The organism is Nonomuraea guangzhouensis (genome assembly GCF_019396345.1).
GTDB classification, from domain to species: Bacteria; Actinomycetota; Actinomycetes; order Streptosporangiales; family Streptosporangiaceae; genus Nonomuraea; species Nonomuraea guangzhouensis.
Genome location: NZ_JAHKRM010000011.1, coordinates 46,553 through 72,293, shown reverse-complemented (window position 1 = coordinate 72,293; position 25,741 = coordinate 46,553). Strand labels below are relative to the sequence as shown.

The 25,741-nt window shown below is 68.1% G+C and carries 22 protein-coding genes; 14 read left to right on the top strand and 8 right to left on the bottom strand.

Going from position 1 to position 25,741, the window contains the following annotated elements; genetic code table 11:
• The first annotated feature begins 179 nt into the window (after nt 1–179).
• Nucleotides 180–1,280, top strand: coding sequence for an anhydro-N-acetylmuramic acid kinase (locus tag KME78_RS23520; RefSeq protein WP_219531309.1), 1,101 nt, complete (start codon nt 180–182; stop codon nt 1,278–1,280).
• Nucleotides 1,281–1,293: 13 nt separating this feature from the next.
• On the opposite strand, the gene KME78_RS23515 is transcribed toward KME78_RS23520, so the two are convergent.
• Entirely contained in the window at nt 1,294–1,944 is a 651-nt protein-coding gene (locus KME78_RS23515) for an FHA domain-containing protein (protein ID WP_219531308.1), read from the bottom strand.
• Between the two features lie 181 nt (nt 1,945–2,125).
• Here KME78_RS23515 and KME78_RS23510 point away from each other — a divergent pair, with 181 nt between their 5' ends.
• From KME78_RS23510 to KME78_RS23495, 4 genes are all read left to right on the top strand, one after another.
• Entirely contained in the window at nt 2,126–3,247 is a 1,122-nt protein-coding gene (locus tag KME78_RS23510; RefSeq protein WP_219531307.1) for a citrate/2-methylcitrate synthase, read from the top strand.
• Nucleotides 3,244–3,534, top strand: a complete 291-nt coding sequence (locus tag KME78_RS23505; RefSeq protein WP_219531306.1) for a DUF3017 domain-containing protein — start codon at nt 3,244–3,246, stop codon at nt 3,532–3,534. Before KME78_RS23510 ends, KME78_RS23505 begins: the two co-directional genes overlap by 4 nt.
• Before the next feature lie 54 nt (nt 3,535–3,588).
• The gene (locus tag KME78_RS23500; RefSeq protein ID WP_219531305.1) at nt 3,589–4,803 is read left to right on the top strand and encodes an NADP-dependent isocitrate dehydrogenase; all 1,215 of its coding nucleotides are present in this window, start codon (nt 3,589–3,591) and stop codon (nt 4,801–4,803) included.
• Nucleotides 4,804–4,943: 140 nt separating this feature from the next.
• Nucleotides 4,944–5,981 carry a polysaccharide deacetylase family protein gene (locus KME78_RS23495; RefSeq protein ID WP_219531304.1) on the top strand — a complete coding sequence of 346 codons (1,038 nt, stop codon included), beginning with the start codon at nt 4,944–4,946 and terminating at the stop codon, nt 5,979–5,981.
• On the opposite strand, the gene KME78_RS23490 is transcribed toward KME78_RS23495, so the two are convergent.
• On the bottom strand, nt 5,956–7,092 hold the full coding sequence (locus KME78_RS23490) for a saccharopine dehydrogenase family protein (RefSeq protein ID WP_219531303.1): 1,137 nt from the start codon (nt 7,090–7,092) through the stop codon (nt 5,956–5,958). The genes KME78_RS23495 and KME78_RS23490 overlap by 26 nt on opposite strands.
• A 202-nt stretch (nt 7,093–7,294) precedes the next feature.
• On the opposite strand from KME78_RS23490, the gene KME78_RS23485 reads away from it, so the two are divergent.
• A complete protein-coding gene (locus tag KME78_RS23485) occupies nt 7,295–9,247 on the top strand; it encodes a serine/threonine-protein kinase (RefSeq protein WP_219531302.1) in 1,953 nt (650 codons plus the stop codon).
• A gap of 54 nt (nt 9,248–9,301) precedes the next feature.
• Nucleotides 9,302–10,276, top strand: a complete 975-nt coding sequence (locus KME78_RS23480) for a malate dehydrogenase (protein ID WP_219531301.1) — start codon at nt 9,302–9,304, stop codon at nt 10,274–10,276.
• A gap of 270 nt (nt 10,277–10,546) precedes the next feature.
• On the opposite strand, the gene galE is transcribed toward KME78_RS23480, so the two are convergent.
• On the bottom strand, nt 10,547–11,500 hold the full coding sequence (galE, locus tag KME78_RS23475) for a UDP-glucose 4-epimerase GalE (RefSeq protein ID WP_219531300.1): 954 nt from the start codon (nt 11,498–11,500) through the stop codon (nt 10,547–10,549).
• Between the two features lie 86 nt (nt 11,501–11,586).
• On the opposite strand from galE, the gene KME78_RS23470 reads away from it, so the two are divergent.
• Nucleotides 11,587–12,900, top strand: coding sequence for a hemolysin family protein (locus tag KME78_RS23470; protein ID WP_219531299.1), 1,314 nt, complete (start codon nt 11,587–11,589; stop codon nt 12,898–12,900).
• 14 nt (nt 12,901–12,914) lie between these two features.
• On the top strand, nt 12,915–13,919 hold the full coding sequence (trpS, locus tag KME78_RS23465) for a tryptophan--tRNA ligase (protein ID WP_219531298.1): 1,005 nt from the start codon (nt 12,915–12,917) through the stop codon (nt 13,917–13,919).
• Nucleotides 13,920–13,934: 15 nt separating this feature from the next.
• Here the strand turns inward: trpS and KME78_RS23460 are convergent, their stop codons facing one another.
• Together KME78_RS23460 and KME78_RS23455 are read right to left on the bottom strand one after the other, a co-directional pair.
• Nucleotides 13,935–14,672 carry an SDR family oxidoreductase gene (locus tag KME78_RS23460; RefSeq protein ID WP_219531297.1) on the bottom strand — a complete coding sequence of 246 codons (738 nt, stop codon included), beginning with the start codon at nt 14,670–14,672 and terminating at the stop codon, nt 13,935–13,937.
• A gap of 67 nt (nt 14,673–14,739) precedes the next feature.
• On the bottom strand, nt 14,740–15,246 hold the full coding sequence (locus KME78_RS23455; protein WP_219531296.1) for a MarR family winged helix-turn-helix transcriptional regulator: 507 nt from the start codon (nt 15,244–15,246) through the stop codon (nt 14,740–14,742).
• Nucleotides 15,247–15,306: 60 nt separating this feature from the next.
• On the opposite strand from KME78_RS23455, the gene KME78_RS23450 reads away from it, so the two are divergent.
• Both KME78_RS23450 and KME78_RS23445 read left to right on the top strand, forming a co-directional pair.
• Nucleotides 15,307–16,587 (top strand): amidohydrolase family protein, encoded by a 1,281-nt coding sequence (locus tag KME78_RS23450; protein ID WP_219531295.1) that lies wholly within the window; start codon nt 15,307–15,309, stop codon nt 16,585–16,587.
• Nucleotides 16,588–16,728: 141 nt separating this feature from the next.
• Nucleotides 16,729–17,661: a YihY/virulence factor BrkB family protein gene (locus tag KME78_RS23445; protein WP_308127100.1), complete on the top strand. Its 933-nt coding sequence runs from the start codon at nt 16,729–16,731 to the stop codon at nt 17,659–17,661.
• 35 nt (nt 17,662–17,696) lie between these two features.
• Here KME78_RS23445 and KME78_RS23440 read toward each other — a convergent pair whose 3' ends face one another.
• Entirely contained in the window at nt 17,697–18,821 is a 1,125-nt protein-coding gene (locus KME78_RS23440) for a D-alanyl-D-alanine carboxypeptidase family protein (RefSeq protein ID WP_246651732.1), read from the bottom strand.
• A gap of 89 nt (nt 18,822–18,910) precedes the next feature.
• Between KME78_RS23440 and KME78_RS23435 the strand changes: the two genes are divergently transcribed.
• Nucleotides 18,911–19,114 carry an SCO4848 family membrane protein gene (locus KME78_RS23435; protein WP_246651727.1) on the top strand — a complete coding sequence of 68 codons (204 nt, stop codon included), beginning with the start codon at nt 18,911–18,913 and terminating at the stop codon, nt 19,112–19,114.
• On the opposite strand, the gene KME78_RS23430 is transcribed toward KME78_RS23435, so the two are convergent.
• A complete protein-coding gene (locus tag KME78_RS23430) occupies nt 19,074–20,477 on the bottom strand; it encodes a peptide ligase PGM1-related protein (protein WP_219531292.1) in 1,404 nt (467 codons plus the stop codon). The two genes, KME78_RS23435 and KME78_RS23430, sit on opposite strands and share 41 nt — an antisense overlap.
• A 502-nt stretch (nt 20,478–20,979) precedes the next feature.
• Between KME78_RS23430 and KME78_RS23425 the strand changes: the two genes are divergently transcribed.
• Complete coding sequence (locus KME78_RS23425) at nt 20,980–22,191, top strand: M20 family metallopeptidase (RefSeq protein WP_219531291.1); 1,212 nt, start codon at nt 20,980–20,982, stop codon at nt 22,189–22,191.
• 198 nt (nt 22,192–22,389) lie between these two features.
• Here the strand turns inward: KME78_RS23425 and KME78_RS23420 are convergent, their stop codons facing one another.
• A complete protein-coding gene (locus KME78_RS23420; RefSeq protein ID WP_219531290.1) occupies nt 22,390–24,294 on the bottom strand; it encodes a Xaa-Pro dipeptidyl-peptidase in 1,905 nt (634 codons plus the stop codon).
• A gap of 302 nt (nt 24,295–24,596) precedes the next feature.
• On the opposite strand from KME78_RS23420, the gene KME78_RS23415 reads away from it, so the two are divergent.
• Nucleotides 24,597–25,676 (top strand): BMP family lipoprotein, encoded by a 1,080-nt coding sequence (locus tag KME78_RS23415; RefSeq protein ID WP_219531289.1) that lies wholly within the window; start codon nt 24,597–24,599, stop codon nt 25,674–25,676.
• Nucleotides 25,677–25,741 lie beyond the last annotated feature (65 nt).

The window sequence follows — 25,741 nt, the reverse complement described above, 5'->3', positions numbered from 1 at the left end:
GTGTCCCTTTGGAGGGATGCCCCTGGCGAGGGAGCGGAAGAGGGCGGTCTGTCGTGGTCGGGGTCCCTTTGGAGGGATACCCCTTCGGGGGCTGAAGAGGGCGGTAGGGGTCCCTTTGGGGGGTTACCCCTGGCGGGGGAGCGGAAGAGGGCGGTAGGGGTTCCTTTGGAAGGAGTGCGATGCGGGTTCTCGGGCTCATCTCGGGGACGTCCCACGACGGGATAGACAGCGCGGTCGTGGACTGGTCGCTGGACGGCGGCGTGCTGACCGGCGCGCTCGTCCACACCGGCGAACGGCCGTACGAGCCTGGCCTGAGAGCCCGCATCGTGGCCGCGCTGCCGCCCAGCCGGATCGACCTGGGCGAGGTCTGCGCCCTGGACACGCTCATCGGCCAGGCGTTCGCCGAGGCGGCGGCGGAGGGGCCGCCGGCCGACCTGATCTGCTCCCACGGGCAGACGATCTTCCACTGGGTGGAGGGCGGCCGGGTCCTCGGCACCCTGCAGCTGGGCCAGCCCGCCTGGATCGCCGAGCGCACCGGGCTGCCCGTGGTGTCGGACGTGCGAGCGCGCGACGTGGCCGCCGGCGGGCAGGGGGCGCCGCTCGTCTCCTACCTCGACCTGCTGCTCATGGCCGGGCTGCCGGGACACACCGGGGCGCTGAACCTGGGCGGCATCGCCAACCTGACCGTGCGGGAGCCGGCCATCGCCTACGACACCGGGCCCGCGTGCGCGCTCATCGACGCCGCCGCCCCGCCGTACGACGAGGACGGGGCACTCGGCGCGGCCGGTACGGTCGACGCGGCGCTGCTGGCGGAGCTGCTCGCCGAGCCGTACTACGCGAAGGAGCCGCCGAAGTCCACAGGTAAGGAGCTCTTCACCCCTGGGTACGTCAAAGCGGACCTGCCGCAGGCCGACCTCGTCGCCACACTCACCGCGCTCACCGCGGAGACCGTCGCGGCCGAGATCCGCAGGCACGGACTCGACACCGTGATCGTCTCCGGCGGCGGTGTGCGCAATCCCACTCTCATGGGCATGCTGCGCGCGCGGGTGCCGCGGACGCGGCTCGTGACCAGCGACGAACTCGGTGTGCCCGCCGACGCGAAGGAGGCGATCGCCTTCTCACTGTTCGGCTGGCTCACCGCGCACGGCCTGCCATCGACCGTGCCCAGTTGCACGGGCGCCACGGGGGCGCGCGTCCTGGGCACGGTGACGCCCGGCTCCGGTCCACTCGCGCTACCGGAACCCCTCGCCGTGGCACCGGTCGCGATCCGTTTCCGCTGAAGTCCGCCGCAGTCTAGGAAGCCCTGCGTCCAGCCGCCGTCGGCTGCTGCTGCTCGGCCGACGTCCCCGACCGCTGTGGTGGCACCACGGGGGTCGGGCGCACCAGGCCCAGCGCGACGACCTCGTTAGCCAGCCGCGTGCGCCGGTTGGTGCCCTCAGGAATGCGGAACTTCTGGTACAGCCGCAGCAGGTGTTGCTTGACCGCGGCTTCGGTCACGACCAGGTCGTCGGCGATCTCGCGTGCGGTCGCCGGGGCGACGAACGCCTCATCCGAGAGCGCCGGTCTGCAGAGCGAGGTCAGCACATCGACCTCGCGCCTCGTCAGCTCCGGCGCAGCGGCCCTGCGCAGTTCGACCTCGGGGGTGAAGTCCTCTCGGGGGACTCCGCCGATGCGACCGCGCGCCGCTCCGAAGGAGACGACGTCGCCGTCGTCAAGCACCCTCCGGGCGATCGGCCTGCCGTTCACCCGCGTGCCGTTGCGGGACAGGCCCAGATCAACGACGTACAGGTAGGGTCCTCGCCTGACGAACTCGGCATGGAGTCGAGACACACTCGGGTCGGTCAGCCGGATGTCTGCGCCCCGGCCCCTCCCTACCGTTGTGATCTCGGGGCGCAACGGGACCACCTCGCCAGTGTCCTCGATGCGTATGAACGGCCCCTCCACGGCAGTTCCTCCCCAGGTAGCCCGCCGTAACTATTACTACAGCTCCGGCTTACCCAAACGAGGGGATGCGGAATCGCCTTTGCCATAAGGAGAATCCGGCGTGAAATTGGTCTGGACCTTCGCGGCCGGTTTTGCCTGCTCACAGGTAGACTTCGGGCGGAGATATGCGGAGGAATCACTCATGGCGGACAAGCCCACGAAAGGCCTGGCCGATGTCGTAGCCGCGTCCACAGCGCTCAGCGACATTGACGGGAAGGCCGGTCGCCTGTTCTATCGCGGATACGACATCCACGATCTGGCCGGCCGCGCGACGTTCGAAGAGACGGCCCACCTGCTGCAGTGCGGCAAGCTCCCCAACCGGGACGAGCTGGAGAGGTACGGCCAGGAGCTGGTCCGGGGACGCGAGCTCGGCGCGCTGGTCTCCGCGAACATCCCGGAGATCGCCGAGAAGCAGAAACCGATGGAGGCCCTGCGCAGCCTGGTCTCGCTCTCCGGTGCGGACGACCCGGACAAGGACTCCATCGCTCCCGATGCGAATCACCGCAAGGCCGCCCGCCTGACCGCGCAGCAGCCCCTGCTGGTCGCCCGCTACCACGCCGCCCGCAACGGCGCCGAGGTCCCGGAGCCCGACCCGGCGCTGAGCATCGCGGCGAACTTCCTGCTGCAGGTCACCGGGCGCACCCCCGCGCAGCGCGAGGTCGAGATCTTCGACACCTGCCTGGTGCTGCACGCCGACCACACCATGAACGCCTCGACGTTCGCCGCCCGCGTCTGCGCCGCGACCCTGTCGGACATGCACTCGGCCATCGTCGCCGCCATCGGCACGCTCAAGGGCCCCCTGCACGGCGGCGCGAACGAGCAGGTCATGAAGACCCTCGAATCGATCTCGCCCACCGGGGTGGCGCAGGCCGTACGCGAGAAGCTGGACGCCGGCGAGAAGATCATGGGCTTCGGCCACCGGGTCTACAAGACCGAGGATCCGCGGGCCACGCATCTGCGCAGGATGTCGCAGGAACTCGCCGAATCCACCGGCGACGACACCTATTATCGGATGTCCAAGGAGATGGAGGAGGTCGTCTTCGAGATGAAGGGCCTCTATCCCAATGTCGACTTCTACGCGGCATCGGTCTATCACTATCTCGGTATTCCGACGGACCTATTCACGCCGGTCTTCTCGATCAGCCGCATGTCCGGCTGGACCGCGCACGTCATCGAGCAGCACGCCGACAACCGACTGATCCGCCCCGACAGTGAGTACATCGGTGAGCGTGATCAGAAGTGGAAGCCGATAGAGGAGCGTTGACGATTTCTAGGGAGAGCTGGGGGCCGTACCCGCTGATCTTGGCGGGTGCGGCTGTCGGTGTTGTCCTGATCTTTCTCGTGGACCCGCGGTGGGGCGGGTTCGCGCTGGGCGCCGCCATCATGGTGGCCGCCGCCCTCCGGTTCGCCGGATACGGCGGGCTCGCCGTACGCAGTAAGAGGACCGACGTCATCACGCTAGGGGCGTTCGGATTCGTGCTCGTCCTTACCTCGCTGATCTTGGCGAACGACGAGCTCAAGGGGATCATCATGTCCCTTTTGGCCCGGTGACCGGGCCGTCCGATAGCCTCAATGTTATCGATTCATTGAAGGGGAACCATTCGCATGCCCAAGATCAAGGTGGAGGGTCCGGTCGTCGAGCTTGACGGCGACGAGATGACCCGGATCATCTGGCAGTTCATCAAGGACCAGTTGATCCTTCCCTACCTCGACGTCGACCTGAAGTACTACGACCTCGGCGTCGAGCACCGCGACGCCACGGATGACCAGGTCACGATCGACGCCGCCAACGCCATCAAGAAGTACGGCGTGGGCGTCAAATGCGCCACCATCACCCCGGACGAGGCGCGTGTCGAGGAGTTCGGCCTCAAGAAGATGTGGCGGTCTCCCAACGGGACCATCCGCAACATCCTCGGCGGCGTCATCTTCCGCGAGCCCATCATCATGTCGAACGTGCCGCGGCTCGTCCCGGGCTGGACCAAGCCGATCGTCGTCGGCCGTCACGCCTTCGGTGACCAGTACCGCGCCACCGACCTGAAGATCCCCGGCGAGGGCAAGCTGGCCCTCACCTTCACCCCGAAGGACGGCTCCGAGCCGGTCGAGCTCGAGGTCTACGACTTCCCGGGCAGCGGTGTCGCCCTGGCGATGTACAACCTGGACGAGTCGATCCGCGACTTCGCCCGCGCCTCCATGCGTTACGGCCTCGCCCGTAACTACCCGGTCTACCTCTCGACCAAGAACACGATCCTCAAGGCGTACGACGGCCGCTTCAAGGACATCTTCGCCGAGGTCTTCGAGACCGAGTTCAAGGCCGACTTCGAGAAGGCCGGCCTCACCTACGAGCACCGCCTGATCGACGACATGGTCGCCGCGGCGATGAAGTGGGAAGGTGGCTACGTCTGGGCCGCCAAGAACTACGACGGCGACGTCCAGTCCGACACCGTCGCGCAGGGCTTCGGCTCGCTCGGCCTGATGACCTCGGTCCTGATGACCCCCGACGGCCAGACCGTCGAGGCCGAGGCCGCCCACGGCACGGTGACGCGTCACTACCGCGAGCACCAGAAGGGCAACCCCACCTCCACCAACCCGATCGCCTCGATCTTCGCGTGGACCCGTGGCCTCGCCCACCGCGGCAAGCTGGACAACACCCCGGCCGTGACGGCGTTCGCCGACACGCTGGAGCAGGTCTGCATCGAGACCGTCGAGAGCGGCCTGATGACCAAGGACCTGGCCCTGCTGGTCGGCGGCGACGCCAAGTGGCTCACCACCCAGGACTTCCTGGGGGCGCTGGACGAGAACCTCAAGAAGAAGATGGCCTGATCTTCCTCTACACGGAGGGCCGCCCTCGGGCGGCCCTTTCGCGTTCTCCAGAACATCTCTTGGCTGTCACAGAGCGTGGTCGAGACGATTCAATGGGTAAGAGTCCCTGGTAACAGTCATAGGCGTCCCAGGGAGTTCGGATGCGATTGCGTCTTTTGAGTGGGGTGGGGCTGATCGCGGTCACGGCGGTCGTGTGCGGCTGCGGTTCGGAGCCGGCCAAGAAGCCAGTGACCACCAAGGCCGACATGGCGGCGAAGCTGCAGCAGGTCAAGGCGGCCAAGATGGCGGCCGCCGCCAAGGTGAAGGCCAACGAACTGGGACAGATCCCGGTGCTGATGTTCCACCGGGTCATCAAGAACCCCGCGACCACCGACGACCGGACTCCCGAGCAGTTCAGGGGCGACCTTGAGCGACTGGTCAAGGACGGGTACGTGCCGATCACCGCCGCCGAGTTCGTCACCGGGAAGATCGACATTCCGGCGGGCAAGCACGCCGTCGTGCTGACCTTCGACGACTCCTCGCCGTCGCAGCTCACGCTGGACGAGATGGGCAACCTGGCGCCCGACACCGCCATCGGAATCCTGCGTGACGTGGCAGCGAAGAATCCCGGCTTCCGGCCGGTGGCCACGATGTACGTCACCCGCGACATGTTCGGCAAGACCGAGCACGATGAGCAGGCGCAGATGCTGCTGTGGCTCAAGGACAACGGGTTCGACATCGGCAACCACACGCGCGACCACATCAACCTGCACTCCCGGTCGGAGAAGGAGGTCGAGGAGCAGATCACCACCATCCAGACGATGATCACCTCCTTGGGCGCCGCCAAGCCGGTGACCCTGGCCCTGCCGTACGGGAATCAGCCGCACAACAAGAAATGGGCCATGCACGGCAAGCTCGGCGATGTGGCCTACGACCACAGCGGCGTCTTCCTGGCCGGTTACACGCCCGCGCCCGCGCCGTTCAGCAAGTCGTTCGACCCGCTGGGCATCCCGCGCATCAGGGCCATGGACAAGAAGGGCGACTGCACGCAGTTCTGCTCCGTGGCCTGGCTCGACTGGCTGAAGAGCAACCCGGACATGCGCTACACCTCGGACGGCGACCCGGCGACCGTGGCCTTCCCCAAGTTCAAGACGCCGTTCCTGCGGACGTCCTTCAAGACGTGGGCTCTCGCGTACTGAACGTGATGCCTGCCCGGCGCAGGCGGTCGATCAGCGGGCGGCCCATCGCGGCGGCGGTGGTGACCTGGCCCGCGATCTCCGGCACGTCGTCGAAGGCCAGGCAGAGTGCCGACTCGCCGAGCATCTTGGCCGTCTCGTCGTAGCCGGGGTCGCCGCCCGCGACCTCGGTGACGACCCGCCGGCCGCCGCCCTCGCCGAGAAAGGTGATCTTGAACCAGTTGCGGGCCCGCTGCTCGGGGGTGGGCCCGTCGCCCGGCTTGACGCGGCCCGCCATCCAGTCGCGTACCGGGGCGATCTGCGCGAGAGCCGCCATCGTCCCCGCTCCCGCCGCCACCGCGAGCGCGGCGGGCAGGCCCTTGACGGCGTAGTACTGGCGGTAGGTGAAGTCGGGCCCGTAGCGGTCGAGGAGGCGGGCCGAGCGGCCGACGATCTGGGGGTCCAGGCTCGGCATGGGCAGCGCCCAGCCGCCGACGTAACGCAGCCCGCCGGGCAGGGAGCTGATGCGGCGGCCCGGTGGTCGCGGTTCGGCCGCGCGCCGCCGCGCCGCCGCGTCGAGGAGCTGCAGGGGGCGCGAGACGATCGTCATCGCGGAGGCCAGCGTGCCTCCGGACGCCCGCATCTCACTCCTGAGGAACCCGCTGACCTTGAGCGGCACATGCTCCGGCAACTGGCCGACCGTGAACAGCACGCCCAGGTCGTAGGGGATCGAGTCGAAGCCGCACGCGTGCACGAGCTTGGCGCCCGTCGTGGTGGCCCGCTGGTGGTGGCGGACGTACATCCGGTCCACGAACTCGGCCTCGCCGGTCAGGTCCAGATAGTGCGTGCCCGCCTCGGCGCAGGCGGCCACGAGCGGCTCTCCGTAACGGAGGTAGGGGCCGACGGTCGTGACGACGACGCGCGCCTCGCGGGCGATCGCGGCCAGTGAGGCGGGGTCGGTGGCGTCGGCGACCAGGATCGGAGCGTCGATGCCGAGCCGCTCCAGCTTGGCCCGGTCCCGCCCGGCCAGCGCCCACCGGACCTCGGGGCCGGCCTCTTTGGCGAGGTAGGACGCGGTGAGCGCGCCGGTGAAGCCACTCGCGCCGAACAGCACGATATCGTACGAACGGGACATATTCCCCAGCCTCCCGGTGTTTCTCGGTGCTTTGCCCGATACTGTGCTTATTCGGCGTTTCTCCCAACGATGGTGATGCCGGGTGGCCATACTGCTCCTGGCGGTAAACCGTGACGTCACGAACGGTTAACGGTTCCCTGAGAGCTTACTCAGCGTCGTAAAGTTTGCGTCGTTAGGCTTTGTTTGAACGTGGGGAAGATGAATGCCGCAGATCTCGCCGCTGGTCGCCGGCGACCCCGGCCAGCTGGGGTCGTTCCGGCTGGTCGGCCGGGTTGGGGAGGGCGGCCAGGGCATCGTCTACCTGGGCGTCACCGATGAGGGTGAGCAGGCTGCGATCAAGCTGCTGCATGTCAAGTTCAGTGGGGACACGATCGCGAGGTCGCGGTTCGCCAGGGAGCTGAAGGCGGCGCAGCGGGTGGCGTCCTTCTGCACGGCCCGGGTGATCGAGGCCGACCTCGACGGCGACACGCCGTACATCGCCAGCGAGTACATCGACGGGCGCGCGCTCAGGGACATCGTCGACGAGGACGGCCCGCTGCGGGGGACGGCGCTCGACCGGCTGGCGATCGGGACGGCGACCGCGCTGACCGCGATCCACCACGCCTCGATCGTGCACCGTGACTTCAAGCCCGACAACGTGCTGATCGCCGCCGACGGGCCGCGCGTGGTGGACTTCGGCATCGCCAGGATCATCGATTCCAGCGGCACCATCACCAGCCGGGCCATCGGGACGCCCGCCTACATGGCCCCCGAGCAGATCGCCGGCGACGATGTCGGGCCTTATACCGATGTGTTCGCCTGGGGGGCGGTGATCGCGTTCGCGGCCACCGGGGAGACCGTGTTCGAGGGCAACTCGATCGCGGTGGTGCTCAACCGGATCCTGAACCACGAGGTCGACGTCTCCATGCTGCCCGAGCCGCTGCGCGGCGTGGTGCGGTCGGCCCTGGCCAAGTCACCCGACGACCGGCCCTCGGCCGACCAGATCCTGCTGCGGCTGCTCGGCCAGCCCGAGACGGTCGGGGCCTCCACGGCCCTGCTGACCAGGGGTGTGCAGGTGGCCAGCGACGACACCACCCCGTTCATCAGGGTGCCGACCGGGAGCATAGGCACGGGTTCGCTGGCGAAAGCGCAGCTCATGCATCCGCCGGAGCAGTCCTCGGTGACCGGTGGTGAGCCGATCCCGTGGGCGACCGGCTCCACGCCGCCGCCTCGCGTCCAGGACACCGACCTGCCCGTGCCCGCCCGCGACACCGACCTGCCCGCGCCCGCCCAAGAAACAGGGCCGCGCCGCCGCCTCGCCTGGTGGTGGGCGCTGGCCGTGGCGGTCCTCCTGATCGGCGCGACGGCGGTCGTGGCGGTGCGCAACGACTGGGCACAGCTCATGTTCGGCAAGGCCACCTCGCCCGACCCCGCCCCGCCCGGCTCCTTCACCTCGGTGGTCGACAAGGTGGCGCAGACCAAGAAGATCGTGATCGGGGTGAAGGGCGATCTCCCCGGCGTCTCCCTGGAACGCGACGGGAGCTTCGAGGGCTTCGACATCGAGCTGGCCAAGCGCATCGCGCGGGAGCTCGGCGCCGAGCAGACCAAGTTCGTCAGGATCCCCAGGGCGGGCAGGGAGAAGGCGCTGGCCGACGGCACCGTGGACCTCGTGATCGCCACCTACTCCATCGACAAGAGCGACGTCGAGTTCGCCGGCCCGTACTATGTGGCCCACCACGATCTCCTGGTGAGCGACGGCGGCGCGATCGACTCGATCGACGACCTCCAGGGCAAGAAGATCTGCGCTCCCAACAGCCCGTCCGTCGGGAGTGTGCAGGCCAGGGTGAAGGTCCAGCTCGTCCCGGCGACCAACTACGCGGAGTGCATGGACAAGCTCAGGAGCGGCGAGGTCGACGCGGTGCCGGGCGAGGACCTCATGCTGGCCGGGTTCGCCAGCCGCGAGAACCAGCGCTTCAAGGTCCTCGGCGCCAAGCTCAACGACGAGCGCTATGCCATCGGCATCAAGCACGGAGACACGAGGACCTGCAAGGCGGCCGAAGGCGTCATCACCGCCCTCTACAAGGGTGGCGTCGTCAAGAGCCTGCTGGCCCAGTATTTCCGCAACGTGGACTTCACACCCGAGCAGGACACGCCCTCGATGAACTCCTGCGGATGACGAACGGGTAGCATCCGAAAGTCAATGATTCGTCCTCCGAGTTAGGGGAAGGCCATGGCCACGCCCGTCAAGGTGACCGTCACCGGAGCCGCCGGTCAGATCGGCTACGCACTGTTGTTCCGCATCGCGTCGGGGCAACTGCTTGGCTCGAACGTCCCGGTCAAGCTCAGTCTGCTGGAGATCCCGCAGGCGGTGAAGGCAGCCGAGGGCACCGCCATGGAGCTCGACGACTGCGCGTTCCCGTTGCTGTCCGGCATCGAGATCACCGACGACCCGAACACCGCGTTCGCGGGTGCCAACGTCGCGCTGCTCGTCGGCGCCATGCCGCGTAAGGCCGGGATGGAGCGCGGCGACCTGCTCGGCGCCAACGGCGGCATCTTCGGCCCGCAGGGCAAGGCGATCAACGAGCACGCCGCCGACGACATCAAGGTCCTGGTCGTGGGCAACCCGGCCAACACCAACGCGCTCATCGCCCAGCAGAACGCGCCCGACGTGCCGGCCGACCGCTTCACCGCGATGACCCGTCTTGACCACAACCGCGCGCTGTCCCAGCTCGCCGCCAAGCTCCAGGTCCCGGTCACCGAGATCAAGAACATGACCATCTGGGGCAACCACTCCGCCACCCAGTACCCGGACCTCTACCACGCCGAGGTCGGCGGCAAGATCGCGGCCGAGCAGGTGGAGTCCGAGTGGCTGCGCGACACGTTCATCCCGACGGTGGCCAAGCGCGGCGCCGCCATCATCGAGGCCCGTGGCGCCTCGTCCGCCGCCTCCGCGGCCAACGCCGCGATCGACCACGTCTATGACTGGGTCAACGGCACCGACTGGACCTCGGCCGCCGTCGTGTCGGACGGATCCTACGGCGTGCCCGAGGGGCTCATCTCGTCGTTCCCGGTGCGGGCGGCGGGGGGCCGGTTCGAGATCATCCAGGGCCTGGAGATCGACGCGTTCTCCCGCGACCGCATCGACGCCAGCGTGCGCGAGCTCACCGAGGAGCGCGACGCGGTGGCGTCGCTCGGCCTGATCTGAGCCGTCTCCGGCCTGCCTTGACGAGGCGCGCGTCCGTTTCCGGGCGCGCGCCTTTTCTGTGGGCGCATGTACGGTTTGCGGCTTATTTCCCTTTTGTGGACCTAAGGGCACAGGGTGATATCCATGGCCGGAGCCGGTGGCGAGGTGGCGAATAACACCCCTGCCGCCGCCGTGAGGCTGCCCAGTAGAACGAGGACGCCGAAGACTACCTTCGTGACCCTTGGTGAAAAGCTCCTCACATTTCGATATCACAGCACATATCTGGACTTCCTATACCGATTTCCCGGAAAGCGCTCCCCATGCGTCAGAGACGATGTCCCGCAGGGAGGCGCGCTCGGCCTTCCAGCCGAGCTCGCGCCGGATCTTCTCGGACGACGCGACGAGCACGGCCGGATCGCCCGCCCGGCGTGCCCCGAGAACGGCGGGGATGTCGTGGCCGGTGACCTCGCGGCAGACCGAGATCACCTCCTGGACGGAGAAGCCGGCGCCGCTGCCCAGGTTGTAGATCTTGTGCTCGCCAAGGGAGAGCGCCTCCAGCGCCAGCAGGTGGGCGACCGCCAGATCGGCCACATGGACGTAGTCGCGCACGCAGGTGCCGTCGTCCGTCGGGTAGTCGGTGCCGAACACGCTGACCGACTCACGCTCGCCGGTGGCCACCTTGAGCACGTTCGGGATGAGGTGGGTCTCGATGGCGTGCCGCTCGCGATAGCGGCCGTACGCGCCGGCCACGTTGAAGTAGCGCAGGCTCACCGCTCCGAGGCCGTACAGGCCCGCGTAGGCGGTCAGGGCGGTGTCGACGGCCAGCTTCGAGGCGCCGTAGGGGTTGGTGGGCCGCGTGGGGTCGGTCTCCAGGATGGGGGAGCGCTCGGGCTCGCCGTACGTGGCCGCGGTCGAGGAGAACACGATCCCGCGCACACCCTGCTCGCGCATCGCGTCGAGCAGCGCCAGCGTGCCGCCGAGGTTGTGCGACCAGTAAAGGCCGGGCTTCTCCACCGACTCGCCGACCAGCGACTTGGCCGCGAAGTGCAGCACCGCCTCGACGCCCGCCAGCGCCTCGTGGGCCTCGGTGATGGAGCCACGGACGAACCGCGCCCCCTCCGGCACCGCGTCCTCGTGGCCGGTCGACAGGTCGTCGAGCACGGTCACCTCATGGCCCGACTCGACGAGCTGGGCCGCCACGACACTGCCCACGTATCCGGCGCCTCCGGTGACCAGCAACCTCATGTTTACTCCTGTAGCTATATGTTTGATTTTGTCGGGCTCGGGGTTCAGCATACGCGGGAAATCCGCCGAGTACGCTGCCAACCACCATGTTTGACACGCTCGCGGCCAATATCGCGCTGGTCCTGCTGTTCATCCTCGTCGGCGGCTTCTTCGCCGCCGCCGAGATGGCGATGGTCTCCCTGCGGGAGAGCCAGGTGCGCAAGCTCGCCCAGAGAGGTCGCCGCGGCGAGCGGGTGGCCAAGCTCGCCCGCGACCCCAATCGTTTCCTGTCGGCGGTGCAGATCGGGGTGACCGTCGCCACCATGCTGTCGGCCGCGTTCGGCGCCGACCGGCTCGGCATGCAGTTCGTGCCCGTGCTCGAACGGTGGAACGTGCCCCACGCCGTCGCACCCGTACTCGCGCTGGTGCTGGTGACGCTCGCCATCTCGTACGTCTCTCTCGTGCTCGGTGAGCTGGCGCCCAAACGCCTGGCCCTGCAGCGGGCCGAGGGGCTCTCGCTGGTCGTGGCGCCCTTCCTCGACCGCCTGGCCGCGCTGTCGCGCCCGATCATCTGGGCGCTGTCGAAGTCCACCGACGGCGTGGTCAAGCTGCTCGGCGGCAACCCGCAGGCCGACCGGGAGGAGGTCACCACCGAGGAGCTCCGCGACATGGTCGTCGGGCACACCGACCTGACCGCCGACGAGCGCAAGCTGATCGCCGAGGTGTTCGCCGCGGGCAAGCGCCAGCTGCGCGAGGTCATGCTGCCCCGCACCGAGGTGGAGTTCATGGAGGCCGACACCACACTGGCGGAGGCGGCGGTGCTGGCCTCGGGGCTGCCGCATTCGCGCTTTCCCGTCTATCGCGAGTCGTACGACGAGGTCATCGGGTTCGTGCACGTCAGGGACCTGCTCGACCCGGTGCTCACCGGGCGGATCGAGCCGATCAGCGAGCTGGTGCCGATCAGGCCGGTCAAGTTCGTACCGGCTTCCAAGCGCCTGCTCACCACCCTGTCGGAGATGCGCGACGAGGGCCATCACCTGGCCATCGTCGTCGACGAGTACGGCGGGACGGCCGGCATCGTCACGCTGGAGGACCTGGTCGAAGAGCTCATCGGCGACATCAGGGACGAGTACGACGTCGAGGGCGACACCGTGGTCCTCCCGGCGGGCGAGATGGAGATCGACGGCCTGACGAACCTCAACGACTTCTACGCCCAGACCGGCATCCGGCTGGCCGACGGGCCGTACGAGACGCTGGGCGGGTTCGTGATGTCCGTGCTCGGCCATGTGGCCGCCTGTGGGGAGGTGGTGGAGGTGCCCGGCTTCGAGCTGACCGTCATCGAACTCGACGGCCGCCGTATCGCGAGGGTGAGGGTGAAGCGGCGTCCGGTCGTCGAGTCGCCGCCCGACCTGGATTCCTGACACAATTGGCTGCTATGGCCAGACCTCGTGTCCTCTCCGGCATCCAGCCCACCGCAGACTCCTTCCACCTGGGCAACTATCTGGGTGCGGTCCGCCAATGGGTGACGATGCAGGAGACTCATGACGCCTTCTACTGTGTCGTCGACCTCCACGCGATCACCGTGCCGACGGAGCCCGCCGCGCTGCGCCGCCGCACCCGGGTGGCCGCCGCCCAGCTGTTCGCCGCCGGGCTCGACCCCGAGCGCTCGACGGTGTTCGTGCAGTCGCACGTGCGGGAGCACACCGAGCTCGCCTGGATCCTCATCTGCCTGACGGGCATGGGCGAGGCGGCCAGGATGACGCAGTTCAAGGACAAGTCCGCCAAGCTCGGGGAGAACGCGGCCAGCGTCGGTCTCTTCACCTATCCGGTGCTCCAAGCGGCCGACATCCTGCTTTATCAGGCCAACAGCGTGCCGGTCGGCGCCGACCAGAAGCAGCACCTGGAGCTCACCCGCGACCTCGCCCAGCGGTTCAACCACCGCCTGGGCGACACGTTCACCATCCCTGAGCCGTACATCCTCAAGGAGGTCGAGAAGATCACCGACCTCCAGGACCCGACGGCCAAGATGTCCAAGTCGTCCTCCAGCCCCGCGGGCATCCTCGACGTCCTGGAGCAGCCGGGGCCGCTGCGCAAGAAGGTCATGCGCGCGGTCACGGACACGGGGTCCGAGGTCCTGTTCGACGAGGACGACAAGCCCGGCATCTCCAACCTGCTCCGCATCCAGTCCGCCCTCACGGCCACACCGATCCCCGACCTGGTCGCGCGCTATGCCGGACAGGGCTACGGGACCTTCAAGAAGGACGTGGCGGAGGCCGTGGTGGAGGCGTTCACGCCTATCCGTGAGCGCACGGAGAAGCTGCTGGCCGACGAGGCCGAGCTCGACCGCCTGCTGGCCATCGGCGCCGAGCGCGCGGGCGCCGTGGCCCGCCAGACCATGGCCGAGGTACGCGACCGGGTCGGCTTCCTGCCCAGCCTGTGACAGCCAAGACCGGGATCACCAGGGGACGACGCCGCCATCCTCGCTGAGGAAGGCGCCGGTCGTGGGCATGGTGGTGGCCTGGTGGGCGATGTGGGCGCCGCCCTCGTCGGCGGTCAGGACGCCGCGGTGGTCGTTGAGGTCGGTGGCGCAGAAGCCTGGCGAGACCGCGTTGACCTTGATCGGGGTGTCGCGCAACTCGTCCGCGTAGATCAGGGTGATCGCGTTCAGGGCGGCCTTGGAGGAGTTGTAGCCGAGGAGTCGGCTGTAGTCCTTGAAGGGCGAGTCCGAGTCGGTCAGGAACGCGATCGTGCCCAACCCGCTCGACACGTTGGCGATGTGCCCGGCCGCCGACCTGCGGAGCAGCGGGAGCATCGCGTTGGTCACCGCGACGACCCCGAACACGTTCGTCTCGTAGACCGCGCGCAGCTCCGCCACCGGCAGCTCGCTCGGCCGGTACGGGCGGTCGCGGGTGATTCCGGCGTTGTTGATGAGGATGTCCAGGCGGCCGAACTCCGCCTCGATGTACGCCGCCGCGGCCTCGACCGTGGCGAGGTCGGTGACGTCGAGCCGGACGAACCGGGCGTCCAGCCCTTCGCCGATCAGATTCGCCTCGGCCTTACGCCCTCGCTCCTCGTCGCGGGCGCCTAGGAGTACCACGTGGCCCTCCCGGCCGAGCTGTCGGGCGGTCGCGTAGCCGATTCCCTTGTTGGCTCCGGTGATGAGGACGATCTTCTGCTTCGTCGGGTACGTCATGACCTCAGGCTTACGGAGGTCGCGCGGGATCGGCAGAGCACCGCCGAGCCTGGGATCGGGAGTCCCACTAGCGGAAGCGGCGGCGGCCCACTGCCAGGAGCACCTCCCGGAGGGCGTCCGCCGCCTGTCGTACCGCTTCCTCCGGGACGCCCGCCATCACCTCCTCGTGCGCCTTCCCTGAGGCGTCCAGGGCGGTGTTGGCCAGGCGCAGGCCCTCGGGGGTGAGCTGGACCCAGCGGCTGCGCGCGTCGCCGGTGTTGGCCGCGCGCTCCACGTATCCGGACGAGGTCAGGCGCTGCAGGACGTTGCTCGTGCCGCCCGAGGTGAGGTAGAGGCTCTTCGACAGCTCGCTGGGCTTGAGGCGGTGCGGGGGGCCGGTGCGGGTCAGGGCGGCCAGGACGTCGAACTCGGCGTAGGTCAGGCCCAGGTCCGCCAGCTCGGCCTTGATCGCCGTCTCGAAGAGCATGTTGAGGCGGGACATGCGCTTGCTCAGTTCGAGGCCGGCGATGAGGGACGGTGACAGGCCCGAGTCCTGCCAGCGGGGGACCATCGCGTCGACCTCATCGTGCTTCATGGATCGAGGATACTTGGCGGTATATTGCTTTCTGAAAAGCTTCTTATTAAGCTTTTCGGCATGACAACTTTGATCAAGAACGGGATCGTCGTCGACACGGAGCCGGAGCCGGTCGTGTTCGGGCAGGTGGACGTACGGGTCGAGGGCGGTCTCATCGCCGAGGTGGGGCCGGATCTGCCCGAGGTGCCGGGGGCGGAGGTCATCGACGCGACCGGGATGATCGTGCTGCCCGGGTTCGTCGACAGTCACCGGCACACCTGGCAGGCCGGCATCAGGGCGATCGCGCCCGACATCACGTTCGGCGGATATCTGCAGCGCATCCTGGGAGAGCTGGCCCCCGGTTACCGGCCCGAGGACGTCTACGCGGGCAACCTGGCCGGGGCGCTGGAATGCCTGGACGCCGGGATCACCACGCTGCTCGACTGGTCGCACGTGCAGTTCACGCCCGAGCACACCGACTCCGCCGTGCGGGCGCTGCGCGAGTCCGGCATCAGGGCGATCTTCGGGTACTGCCACGGCGGCCCGCGCGAGAACCTGCTGAAGGAGGGGCGCCGGGTCCATGACGAGCACTTCGGTACGGCCGGCCTGGTCAGCATGGCGATCGCCGCTCTCGGGCCGGAGATCGTCAGCGAGGAGGACGCGCTTGAGGAGTGGCGGCTGGCCCGCGAGCTCGACCTGCCCGTGACCGCGCACCTCGGCGGCCACAACAGGGAGAGCGCCACCAAGGGGCTGGCGTTCCTATCGGCCAACGGGCTGCTGGCGCCGCGTACGACGTACGTGCACGCCAACCACTACAGCGACGACCAGCTCAAGCTCATCGCCGACAGCGGCGGCGGCGTGTCCGTGTCACCGATCGACGAGATGGCCCTGGGCATCGGCTACCCGATCAGCGGGCGGGCGCGGGCCGCCGGGGTGCCCACCTCGTTCAGCATCGACACCGTGACGTGCGCGCCCGGTGACATGTTCAGCCTGATGCGGACCGCGTTCGCGCTGGAGCGGGGGCGTCCCGACGGGCAGGGGTTGGGGTTCCGCGCCCGTGACGCGCTGCGGATGGCCACCATCGAAGGCGCCGAGGTGGTGGGGCTCGGCGACACCGTCGGCTCGCTGCGCGTCGGGAAGCAGGCCGACCTCGTGCTGCTGCGTACCGGCACGCTGGGCATGGCGGCCGCGCATGATCCGATCGGCGCGGTGGTGCTGAACGCCGACACCAGCGCCGTCGACACCGTCCTGGTCGCCGGGCAGACGGTCAAGCGGGACGGGCGGCTGCTGCGCCACGACGTCACGGAGGTGCTCGCCCGACTCGCGGAATCAGCCCGCGCCGTGACCGCCCCGCGCTCCTGACCGCCCCACGCTCCTGACTGCCCCACGCTCCTGAACGAACCTCGCGGTTCACGAGCCCAAGGTTCGCGCGACTCCGTGGTACAAGAGCGGTAGCCAGGGCAGGTGCCCGGTGACGGCGGGGCACCTCGGAAGGCGGCGCGCGTGTTGGCGAAAGTGATGGCGCGCGTCGAGTCGGCCAAGGCGCGGGGCGGCCGCATCGTCGAGTCCTGGCGGATCCGCCGCCCCTGGCTCGACCATCTGATGAGGACCGTGCAGCGCTACCAGCTGCGATTCGGCGACCGGCTGGCCGGCGCGGTGACCTACTTCGCGTTCCTGTCGTTCTTCCCGCTGGTCGCGCTCGCCTACGCGGTGTTCGGGTACGTCCTGTCGAACGACACGAACGCGATCAGGGCGCTGGAAAAGGCGATCAAGGAGCAGTTGCCCGGACTCGCCGACCAGATCGACCTGCAGGCCATCGCCGGGGCCAGGGCGACCGCCGGGATCATCGGCCTGGCCGGCCTCCTCTACGCGGGCATGGGCGCGGTGGACGCGCTGCGCGGGGCGTTGGCGGAGATGTCGATGACCACGGCCCCGCCGCTGAACTTCTTCGTCGGCAAGCTGCGCGACCTGATCTCCCTGCTCATGCTCGGGGTCACCATGGTCGTGTCGGTGCTGGTCGGCGGGGCCGCCACGCAGGCGACGACCAATGTCGCGACGACCCTCGGACTGGGCAGCGCGCCGGTGACGACCGGCACACTCTGGCTGGTAGGACTGGTGGCCAGCGTGGCCGCCGACTGGCTGCTGTTCCTGATCGTGCTGGGCTGGGTGGGCAGGACCACCCAGCCCTTCCGGGTGCTGGCCCAGGGCGCGCTGCTCGGCGCCATCGGGTTCGGGCTGCTCAAGCAGGTCGCGTCGCTGCTGCTGGCGCTGACGCTGGCCAACCCGATCTACGGCGCGTTCGCCGTCATGGTGGGGCTGCTGGTCTGGATCAACCTGTCCGCCAGGCTCGTCCTGTACGTCGCGGCCTGGACCGCCACGGCCGGACTCAACCCGCCACCGTCACCCTCACCCATCCCCTCGAACGGGTTCACCTGACCGGCAGAGCCTCGAACCCTCAGAGCCGCAAGTCCTCAGAGCCGCAAGTCCTCGGACTCTCGGGACCGCAGGGCCAAGCGTCGCCTGCGGCGGATGCCGTACCCCAGCCAGATCAGGCCGAACAGCAGCCCGCCACCGATCACGATCGAGCCGACCGTGCGGCTGGAGTCCGTCTGCTTCGACGCGGCCCGGTCGAGCAGCGGCGCCGGGACCGGCGTCGCGGTGATGACCGGCGCGGTCGCCTGCTGCGCGGGCAGCACGGCCGGCAGCGGATCGACGAGCCGGCCGACCGGCGTGACCTTGCCGCGGGCGGCGAAGCCCCAGTCGAGCAGGTCCGCCACCTCGTCCCAGAAGTAGCCGTCGTGCCGCATGATGGTCACGATGATCGTGTGGCCGCCACGCGTCGCGGCGCCGACGAAGCTGCCCAGGGCCTTGGACGTCCAGCCGTTCTTGACGCCGATCATGCCCTTGTAGCGCCACAGCAGTTTGTTGTGGTTGCTGATCTCGTAGTAGTGCTTGGGCGCCGGAAACTTGGCCGTCTTTGTGCTGATATATCGCCGAAAATCGGGGTTCGCCAGACCGGCCCGCGCGATGAGCGCCAGGTCGTACGCCGAACTGCTCTGCCCTGGCTTGTCCAGCCCGCTGGGCGTCTTGGCCACCGTGTCGTTCGCCTGGAGGCGCTTGGCCTCGGCGTTCATGTCGTTCATGGTCTTGGCCAGGCTGCCGTTCGCCTCGGCCAGGGCCATCGCCGCGTCGTTGCCCGACGACATCATCAGCGCCCTGAACAGGTCGTCGACCTTGTAGAGCGGCTTGGTCGTCAGGCCGACGGCGGTGCCCTCCTGGTTGACCGCGTTCCTGCTCGGCTTGACCGTGAGGTTCTTGTCCAGCTTGGGGATGAGCGTGAGCGCGGTGAGCGTCTTGAGCGTGCTGGCCGGCAGGTAGCGCCCGTGCGGGTTCTTGGCCGCGAGCACGTCGCCGGTCTCCAGATCGGCGATCACGTACGACGTGGCCTTGGATTTCGGCGGTGCCTTGATGCCGTCGGGCTTCACCAGACCGCGGCTGCCCAGCAGATCCCCGCCGACGGGTGTCGTCGACGCGGAATGGGCCGACCCCGTGAGAGCGACCGCCGCGAGGAGTGCCGTGACAGGCACCAGTTTCATCAGCATGGCGGTCTCAGCGTAGCTTCGTGTCATTGCACATGTGCCGACACATCCCCCGATGCTCGGCGCCTGATACTAGAGAAGTGGTCATGTCGCGAAAGATCGCCGGATTCCTCATCTTGCTCGGCGTGTTCATGGTCTTCGAGTGGGTCAACCTCGGGTTTAACCTGCAAGACGGCCATCCCACGAGCTTCTACGTGGTGCACGGCATCCTGATCGGAGTGAACCTCATACTCGCGATCGTGCTGGGCGTCATCGGCTGGAAGGGGCTCCGCGGAGCGCGCGACAGGTGAGCCGGTGCAACTCGTCGGCCTCCTCGCGGGAGTCGCCGATCGTGGTGAAGCCGAGCTTGCCGTGCTCGGGGATCGCTCCGAGCAGGTGGAAGACGTTTCCGGTACGCCGGGCGCGATCGAAGCCGAGACCGAGCTCCTCGGCCATCCGGACGACCTGACCGGGGGACCGCCCGCGCAGGCAGCCGGCCGCGCAGTTGTCGGTCGCGGTGTAGTACTTGGGCTGGTCGCCGGCCATGAGCAGGCCGGTGGCCGGGTCATAGGAGGCGCCGGTGGTCAGCACCGTGGCGCCGAAGGGATGTGTGGTGCCGCCGATCCGCAGGTTGACCTCGCACAGCAGCGCCGCGTAGCCGGCATCGGTCTCCAGCGCGAAGAAGTCCATGCCGAACAGCCCCACCACGCCCCGCTCCGCCATGATGCGGGCGATCCGCTCGGCCGACGCGCCCACCTCGTCGCGGTACTCCGGCGCCGCCGGGAACGTGCAGCCCTGGTAGACGTCGTTGTTGGCGCCGCCGAGCACCTGGTCGTGGGTGGCGATGACGTGGTGCCGGCCGTCGGGCGTGATGCGGGCCAGCGCGCTGGGGTGGTGGAGCGGGCGCTGCTCGATGAACTCCTCGACCACCGCGCCGCGTTCGCGGATCTTCGTGGTGAAGCTCTTCCAGGTCTCGCCGTACGCGGAGAAGCACGTCCGAGAGATGTCACCCTTGGTCACGATGGCGTTGCCGAGGCCCGAGTAGCCGTCGTTCAGCTTGACCATCACCCGCTCGCCCGGCAGCGACTCGATGGCGTCCTCGATCTCGGCCAGGGAGTGCAGGTCACCGAAGCCGCGGGCCATCGGCACGCCGGCCTCCTGGCCGACCTCGCGGGAGCCGCTCTTGGAGCCGTAATAGGCGAGCGAGGTGGCCGGGCCGTAGATGGGAATGTTCAGGAACGCGGCCAGCTCCTCCTCCAGCTCGCTCAGCACGAACGGCACCATCCACGCGTCGCCGTCGATCGCCTCGCGTACCTGTTCGAGGACCTCGGGCCGCGAGAGCAGGGTTCTGGTCAGCGGCTGCGAGTGCGGGTCGTCGAGGCTGATCAGGCGCAGCCGCTTGGCGGCGTCATCCGGATCGGGCAGGAAGCCGAAGTAGTAGGCGATGATGTCCGGATCGATGGGCGCGGAGGAGAGGTAGACCACCTTGACGCCGGGTTCGCGGAGCGTGAGCAGGAGGAAGAGCAGCCGTTCCTCGTAGCACCTCGCTCCGGTGATGCGGCGGAGCTCATCCTGCGGAAGGGAGAGCGAGGGCACGACCACCAGGGTCCCCTCGCCCGGCTCGAAGATGCTCAACCCGGCATACTTCTCCCCGAACGGGATTTTAGTGATCATATTGCGAGTGAAACACGCAGTCTATACGAAAGCATCCATCGTCGGAGTGTCATGACCATGACGGGAGGTGACAGGATTCGAAATCCTTGACCACGTTTGGAAGTGGCGTCCGTGGGTCACGAACTAATGATCCCTTGTGACTATTTTTCGGGTCAGCCGAGCGCTCACGCACGGTGACGACCTGCGGTTACGGGCATGCAGTCGGCTGACTTTCGGGGTATCTGTCGGCGCGAGACCGCGCCTAAGAGATAAAGTTGGTGCATCGCCTTCGGGTTCATGGCCGACCGCCGTGTTTCCGTAGTGGGTTGTCCTCAGGAGGGGATCACAACCCCCGTGCCGACGATCTCTGGCACCGAAACCTGTGGGTGGCGGCATTATCGCCGGACGGCTGCTCTGACCGGACAGCTGGCCTCAGCGATGCCAAAGGACGATTTACGGCGCTATAAGCCGTGCGACTTCGGGCAGTCGACGATCGCGTGGCAATTGGACGGGACGGTGACTCATGCGGGGACGTGAGCTTCGGGGGGAACTCGACGCGTTCCTGACGGAGACCGATCAGGAGTTGGTGGCATTCCGCCGCGACTTGCACATGCATCCTGAGCTGGCCTTCGCCGAATATCGCACGACGCAGCGCATCGCCGAGCGGCTCACCGCCGCCGGTCTGATGCCGTCGGTGCTGCCACGCGGCACCGGCCTGATCTGCGACGTGGGCAGTGGAGACGGCCCGACGGTCGCGCTGCGCGCGGACATCGACGCGCTGCCGCTGCACGACGAGAAGGACGTGCCCTACCGCTCGACCGTTCCGGGCGCCTGCCACGCGTGCGGCCACGACGTGCACACCACGATCCTGCTCGGCACCTCGATCTTTCTCGCCCAGCAGGCCGCCGCCGGCCTGCTGCCCGGCCGGGTCCGGCTGATCTTCCAGCCCGCCGAGGAGCTGCCCGGCGGTGCGCTGGAGGTCATGGCGCACGGCGGCATCAGCGGCGTGGAGCGCATCTTCGGCCTGCACTGCGACCCGCGCGTCGACCTCGGCCAGGTCGGGCTCAAGCCCGGCCCGATCACCTCCGCCTGCGACAAGCTGGTCATCAGGGTGTCGGGTCCCGGCGGTCACACGGCCCGGCCGCACCTCACCGCCGACCTGGTCTTCGCCCTCGCCAAGGTGCTCACCGAGCTGCCCGCCGCGCTCTCGCGCCGGGTGGACCCGCGCTCCTCGCTCAGCCTGGTCTGGGGCAAGGTGGAGGCCGGCACCGCGGCCAACGCCATCCCCGACGAGGGCGTGGCCGAAGGCACCGTGCGCTGCCTCGACGAGAACGCCTGGCACGCCGCGCCCGACCTGATCAAGTCGCTGCTGGAGTCGGTCGCCAGCGCGTACGGGATCGAGGCGACGATGGAATACACCCGCGGTGTGCCGCCCGTCGTCAACGACGAGATGAGCGTCGACATGCTGGCCGAGGCGGTCGAGCGGGCGCTGGGGCCGGGCGCGGTGGTGCCCACGCAGCAGTCGCTCGGCGGCGAGGACTTCGCCTGGTACCTGGAGTCGATCCCGGGGGCGCTGGCCCGCCTGGGCACGCGCTCGCCCGGCGGCGTCACGTACGACATCCACCAGGGGACCTTCGACGTCGACGAGGCGGCCATCGGGATGGGCGTCCGTCTGATGTCCGCCACCGCCCTGACCGCGCTCTGGGAGCCGGTCGTGGACTCGATCCTCGCCTGAATTTTTTCAGTTACGGCCAGCATGGGCCAGCCCCACCCTGCGTGCTTGATTTTCTGTTACGGCCAGCATGGGCCAGCCCCACCCTTCTGGGCGGGGCTGGCCTCTTTCCAGGGGCACGCTCCTGGGGTTTACGGGGCTGGGCGCCGTGACGTGCGCATTCTTGGCCCCGGCCGCCCGCAAAGCTTGGCCCCGGCCGTCCTACGGCTTGGTCACCGGCAGGATCAGTGATGAGTGGGCCGGGTCGATCGTGAATTTGCTGCCTTCGGGGTAGCGCAGGGTGTAGTCGTGGTCGGTTGAGGTGATGATCAAGCCGATCTTGTGGCCCTGTTTGAAGCGGTAGTCCTTGGGCTGGAAGTCCCAGGTGAAGGTGTAGGCCTTTGACGGGCTGATGGTTTCTGTTCTTGCGGGGTCGTGGCGGTTTCTGATGTCCAGCCAGCCTCTTGAGACGATCTTGTAGGGGGTTGTCGCCGTGCCCAGCCTGCGCAACGCCGTGCAGCCCGTGTCGCCTGGGATGCCTTGGCCGTAGCAGAGGGTTTCGCCGGTCGGGACCAGGGTTCCGTCCGCTCTCGTGTCCGTGCCGTAGTCGACCAGCAGGGCCGTGAGATAGGGGGAGGGGCCGGCGTCGCGGGCGGCGCGGAGTGAGATCTCCGGGGTGCCGGAGATCCGGACGTCCGCCGGCAGCTCCGGAGTCAGGTAGGCCAGGCGGTTGGGGTCCGGGGCGGGGGCCGTTTCCACGAGTTGTTCGGCGGTGCGGGTCTTCTGGTCGATGAAGGATTCGCGGGTCGAGCGCTGCGGCGAGAGGCTCAGCTTGGCGCCGGAGCCGAGATGGAGGGCTACGGGTTTGGTGGCCGGAAGTGGCCACGATCTGTGAGTGCCCCACTCGCCGGGGGCGATTTCGACGTCCGCCTGGGGCTCCCGCATGATGCCGCTGTCGATCCCGTACAGCCAGTAGTCGAACCAGCCGTGCAGTTGCCGGAGCCATTCGACGGTGCGTAGGTTGAAGGGGTTCATGTGGGTGCCCTGGTGCAGCCAGATCTTGCGTGGCACGTGGCGCTTGGACAGGGCGTACCACCATTGGGCGAACTGCTTGGTCTTGACGTTCCAGTCGTTGAGGCCGTGCACGAGGAAGACGCTGGCTTTGACCTTGTCCACGTCGTTGAGGTAGTTGCGGGTGTTCCAGAAGCGGCTGTAGTCGCCGCTGATCCGGTCCTGGGTCGCCGTCAGGTAGTCCATGACGGGTCCGCAGACCTGCTGGCCGTTCGCGCGGGTGAGCACGTACTTGGCCAGCACGTCCGCGTCCTCGCCCTGGAAGCCGCCCGCAGCCAGCACGCCGCCGTTGGCCCGGTAGTAGTCGTACCAGGAGGAGATCGCGGCGATCGGCACGATCGTCCGCAGCCCCTCGACGCCCGTCGCGGCGACCGCGTTGGGCAGCGTGCCGTTGTAGGAGACGCCGATCATGCCCACCTTCCCGGTCGACCAGGTGGCCGAGACGGGCTCGCCCTCCGGGGTGAAACCCTTCGCGCGGCCGTTCAGCCAGTCGATCGCGGCCTTCGGGCCGGCTGTCTCGTTGCGGTCGCCGGTGGTGGGGCAGCCGGTGGCGCGGCCGCTGCCCAGGTTCTCGACCAGCGCGATCGCGTAGCCGCGGGGCAGGAAGTAGTTGTCGTAGTAGCCGTCGAACGGCTCGGCCGCCAGCTTGTTGGCGAACGCGCGCAGGGTCGGCAGCGGGTTGCCGTTCTCGTCCACGTCCACCACGTGATTCGGCACGTCGTTGCCGCCCGCGTAGTAGGGACTGGCCTCCATGATGACCGGGACCTTCAGGCCCGCGTCGGTCTCCTTCGGGCGCAGGATGTCCACGGCGACGCGGTCGGGCAGCCCGTCGCTGTCGCTGTCGGTCCCCGCGACCTCGACGTACACCGTCTGCTTGACGGCGTCGGCGCGGGAGAAGACGGGCTGGGTGGCGTTGTTCTCTATCGCTATGTTCTCTATCGCTATGTTCTCGATCGTGATGGTGGGGGTGCCCGCCTCCGCTGTGGCGGGCGCCGTGCCCATGGCCGCGACAAGGATCGCGGCCATGGGCACGATCATGGCCTTCCAAGGATGCATCTAGGGCTCCAGGATGAGATAACCACCGTTGATCAGTGAATCTCTGTCATGATCGGCCGGACGGCAAGGGCCCCCCTGCGTTCAAGATTGTTCAAGGTTGGGCAAAGCTTCGGGTGGCGGTCCCCGTCTCGCATCCGCAGATTCAGGTCACGGACGCGACTGATGTCGATAACGGAGCGGTTGCGACCCTGTGTGCCGGTTTTGTCCGCCCTGGTCAACCAACTATCTTCCGTGCAGGGTTGCCGTACATTTCTTCGCGCCCGCGATGAAGTTTGACGGCGGGGAAATGGAAGGGAGTCGCCTTGCTCAGCAAGCGATTCGGCAGGATGGCGGCCGGTTCGATAGCCGGTGCCATGCTCATGGCGGCCGCTGCCTGTGGCGGCAGCGGCGGTACCGGAGGGGACGCCACGTCCAGCGCGGCGCCCAGCTCCGCGGCCAGCAGTGAGGCGCCGAAGTCCGGCGCGCTCAAGGTGGGTCTCGCTTTCGACGTCGGCGGGCGTGGCGACAAGTCCTTCAACGACGCCGCCTACGCGGGCCTGGAGAAGGCCAAGACCGAGCTCAGCGCCGACATCAAGGAGCTGAGCCCCGCGGCTGACGGCTCCAACCGCGGTGAGCTGCTCCGCCAGCTGGCCGACGCGGGCTACAACCCGATCATCGGTGTCGGCTTCGCCTACGGCGACGACATCAAGAAGACGGCCGAGGAATACCCGGAGATCCAGTTCGCGGTCGTCGACTCCGCCTCGAACGCGGCCAACGTCACCGGCCTGCTGTTCGCCGAGGAGCAGGGCTCCTACCTGGCGGGCGTCGCCGCGGCGCTCAAGGCCAAGAGCGGCCACGTCGGCTTCGTGGGCGGCGTCGAGAACGATCTGATCAAGAAGTTCCAGGCAGGCTTCGAGGCCGGCGTGAAGTCGGTCAAGAAGGACGCCAAGATCGACGTCAAGTACCTGACCCCCGACGGTGACTTCAGCGGCTTCAAGGCACCTGACAAGGGCAAGGTCGCGGCCGAGAAGATGTACCAGGACGGCGCGGAGATCGTTTACCACGCCGCCGGCGACTCGGGTCTGGGCGTGTTCCAGGCGGCGGCCGCGGCCAAGAAGAAGGCCATCGGCGTCGACTCCGACCAGCGCCTGACGGTCAAGGAGACCGACCTGCAGTCGGTCATCATGACCTCCATGCTCAAGCGCGTGGACGTGGGCGTGTTCGAGTTCATCAAGGCGTTCCAGGGTGGCGCCAAGGGTGGCAGCAACACCATCTACGACCTCAAGGTCGACGGCGTGGGCCTGGCCACCACCGGTGGCGAGATCGACGACATCAAGGACAAGCTGGACGCCGCGAAGCAGGACATCATCGACGGCAAAATCACGGTTCCGTCCAAGCCGTAATTGAGATAGGAACGTTGATCGAGGGCCCGGGGTCCGAACCGACCCCGGGCCTTCGGCCTATCCCT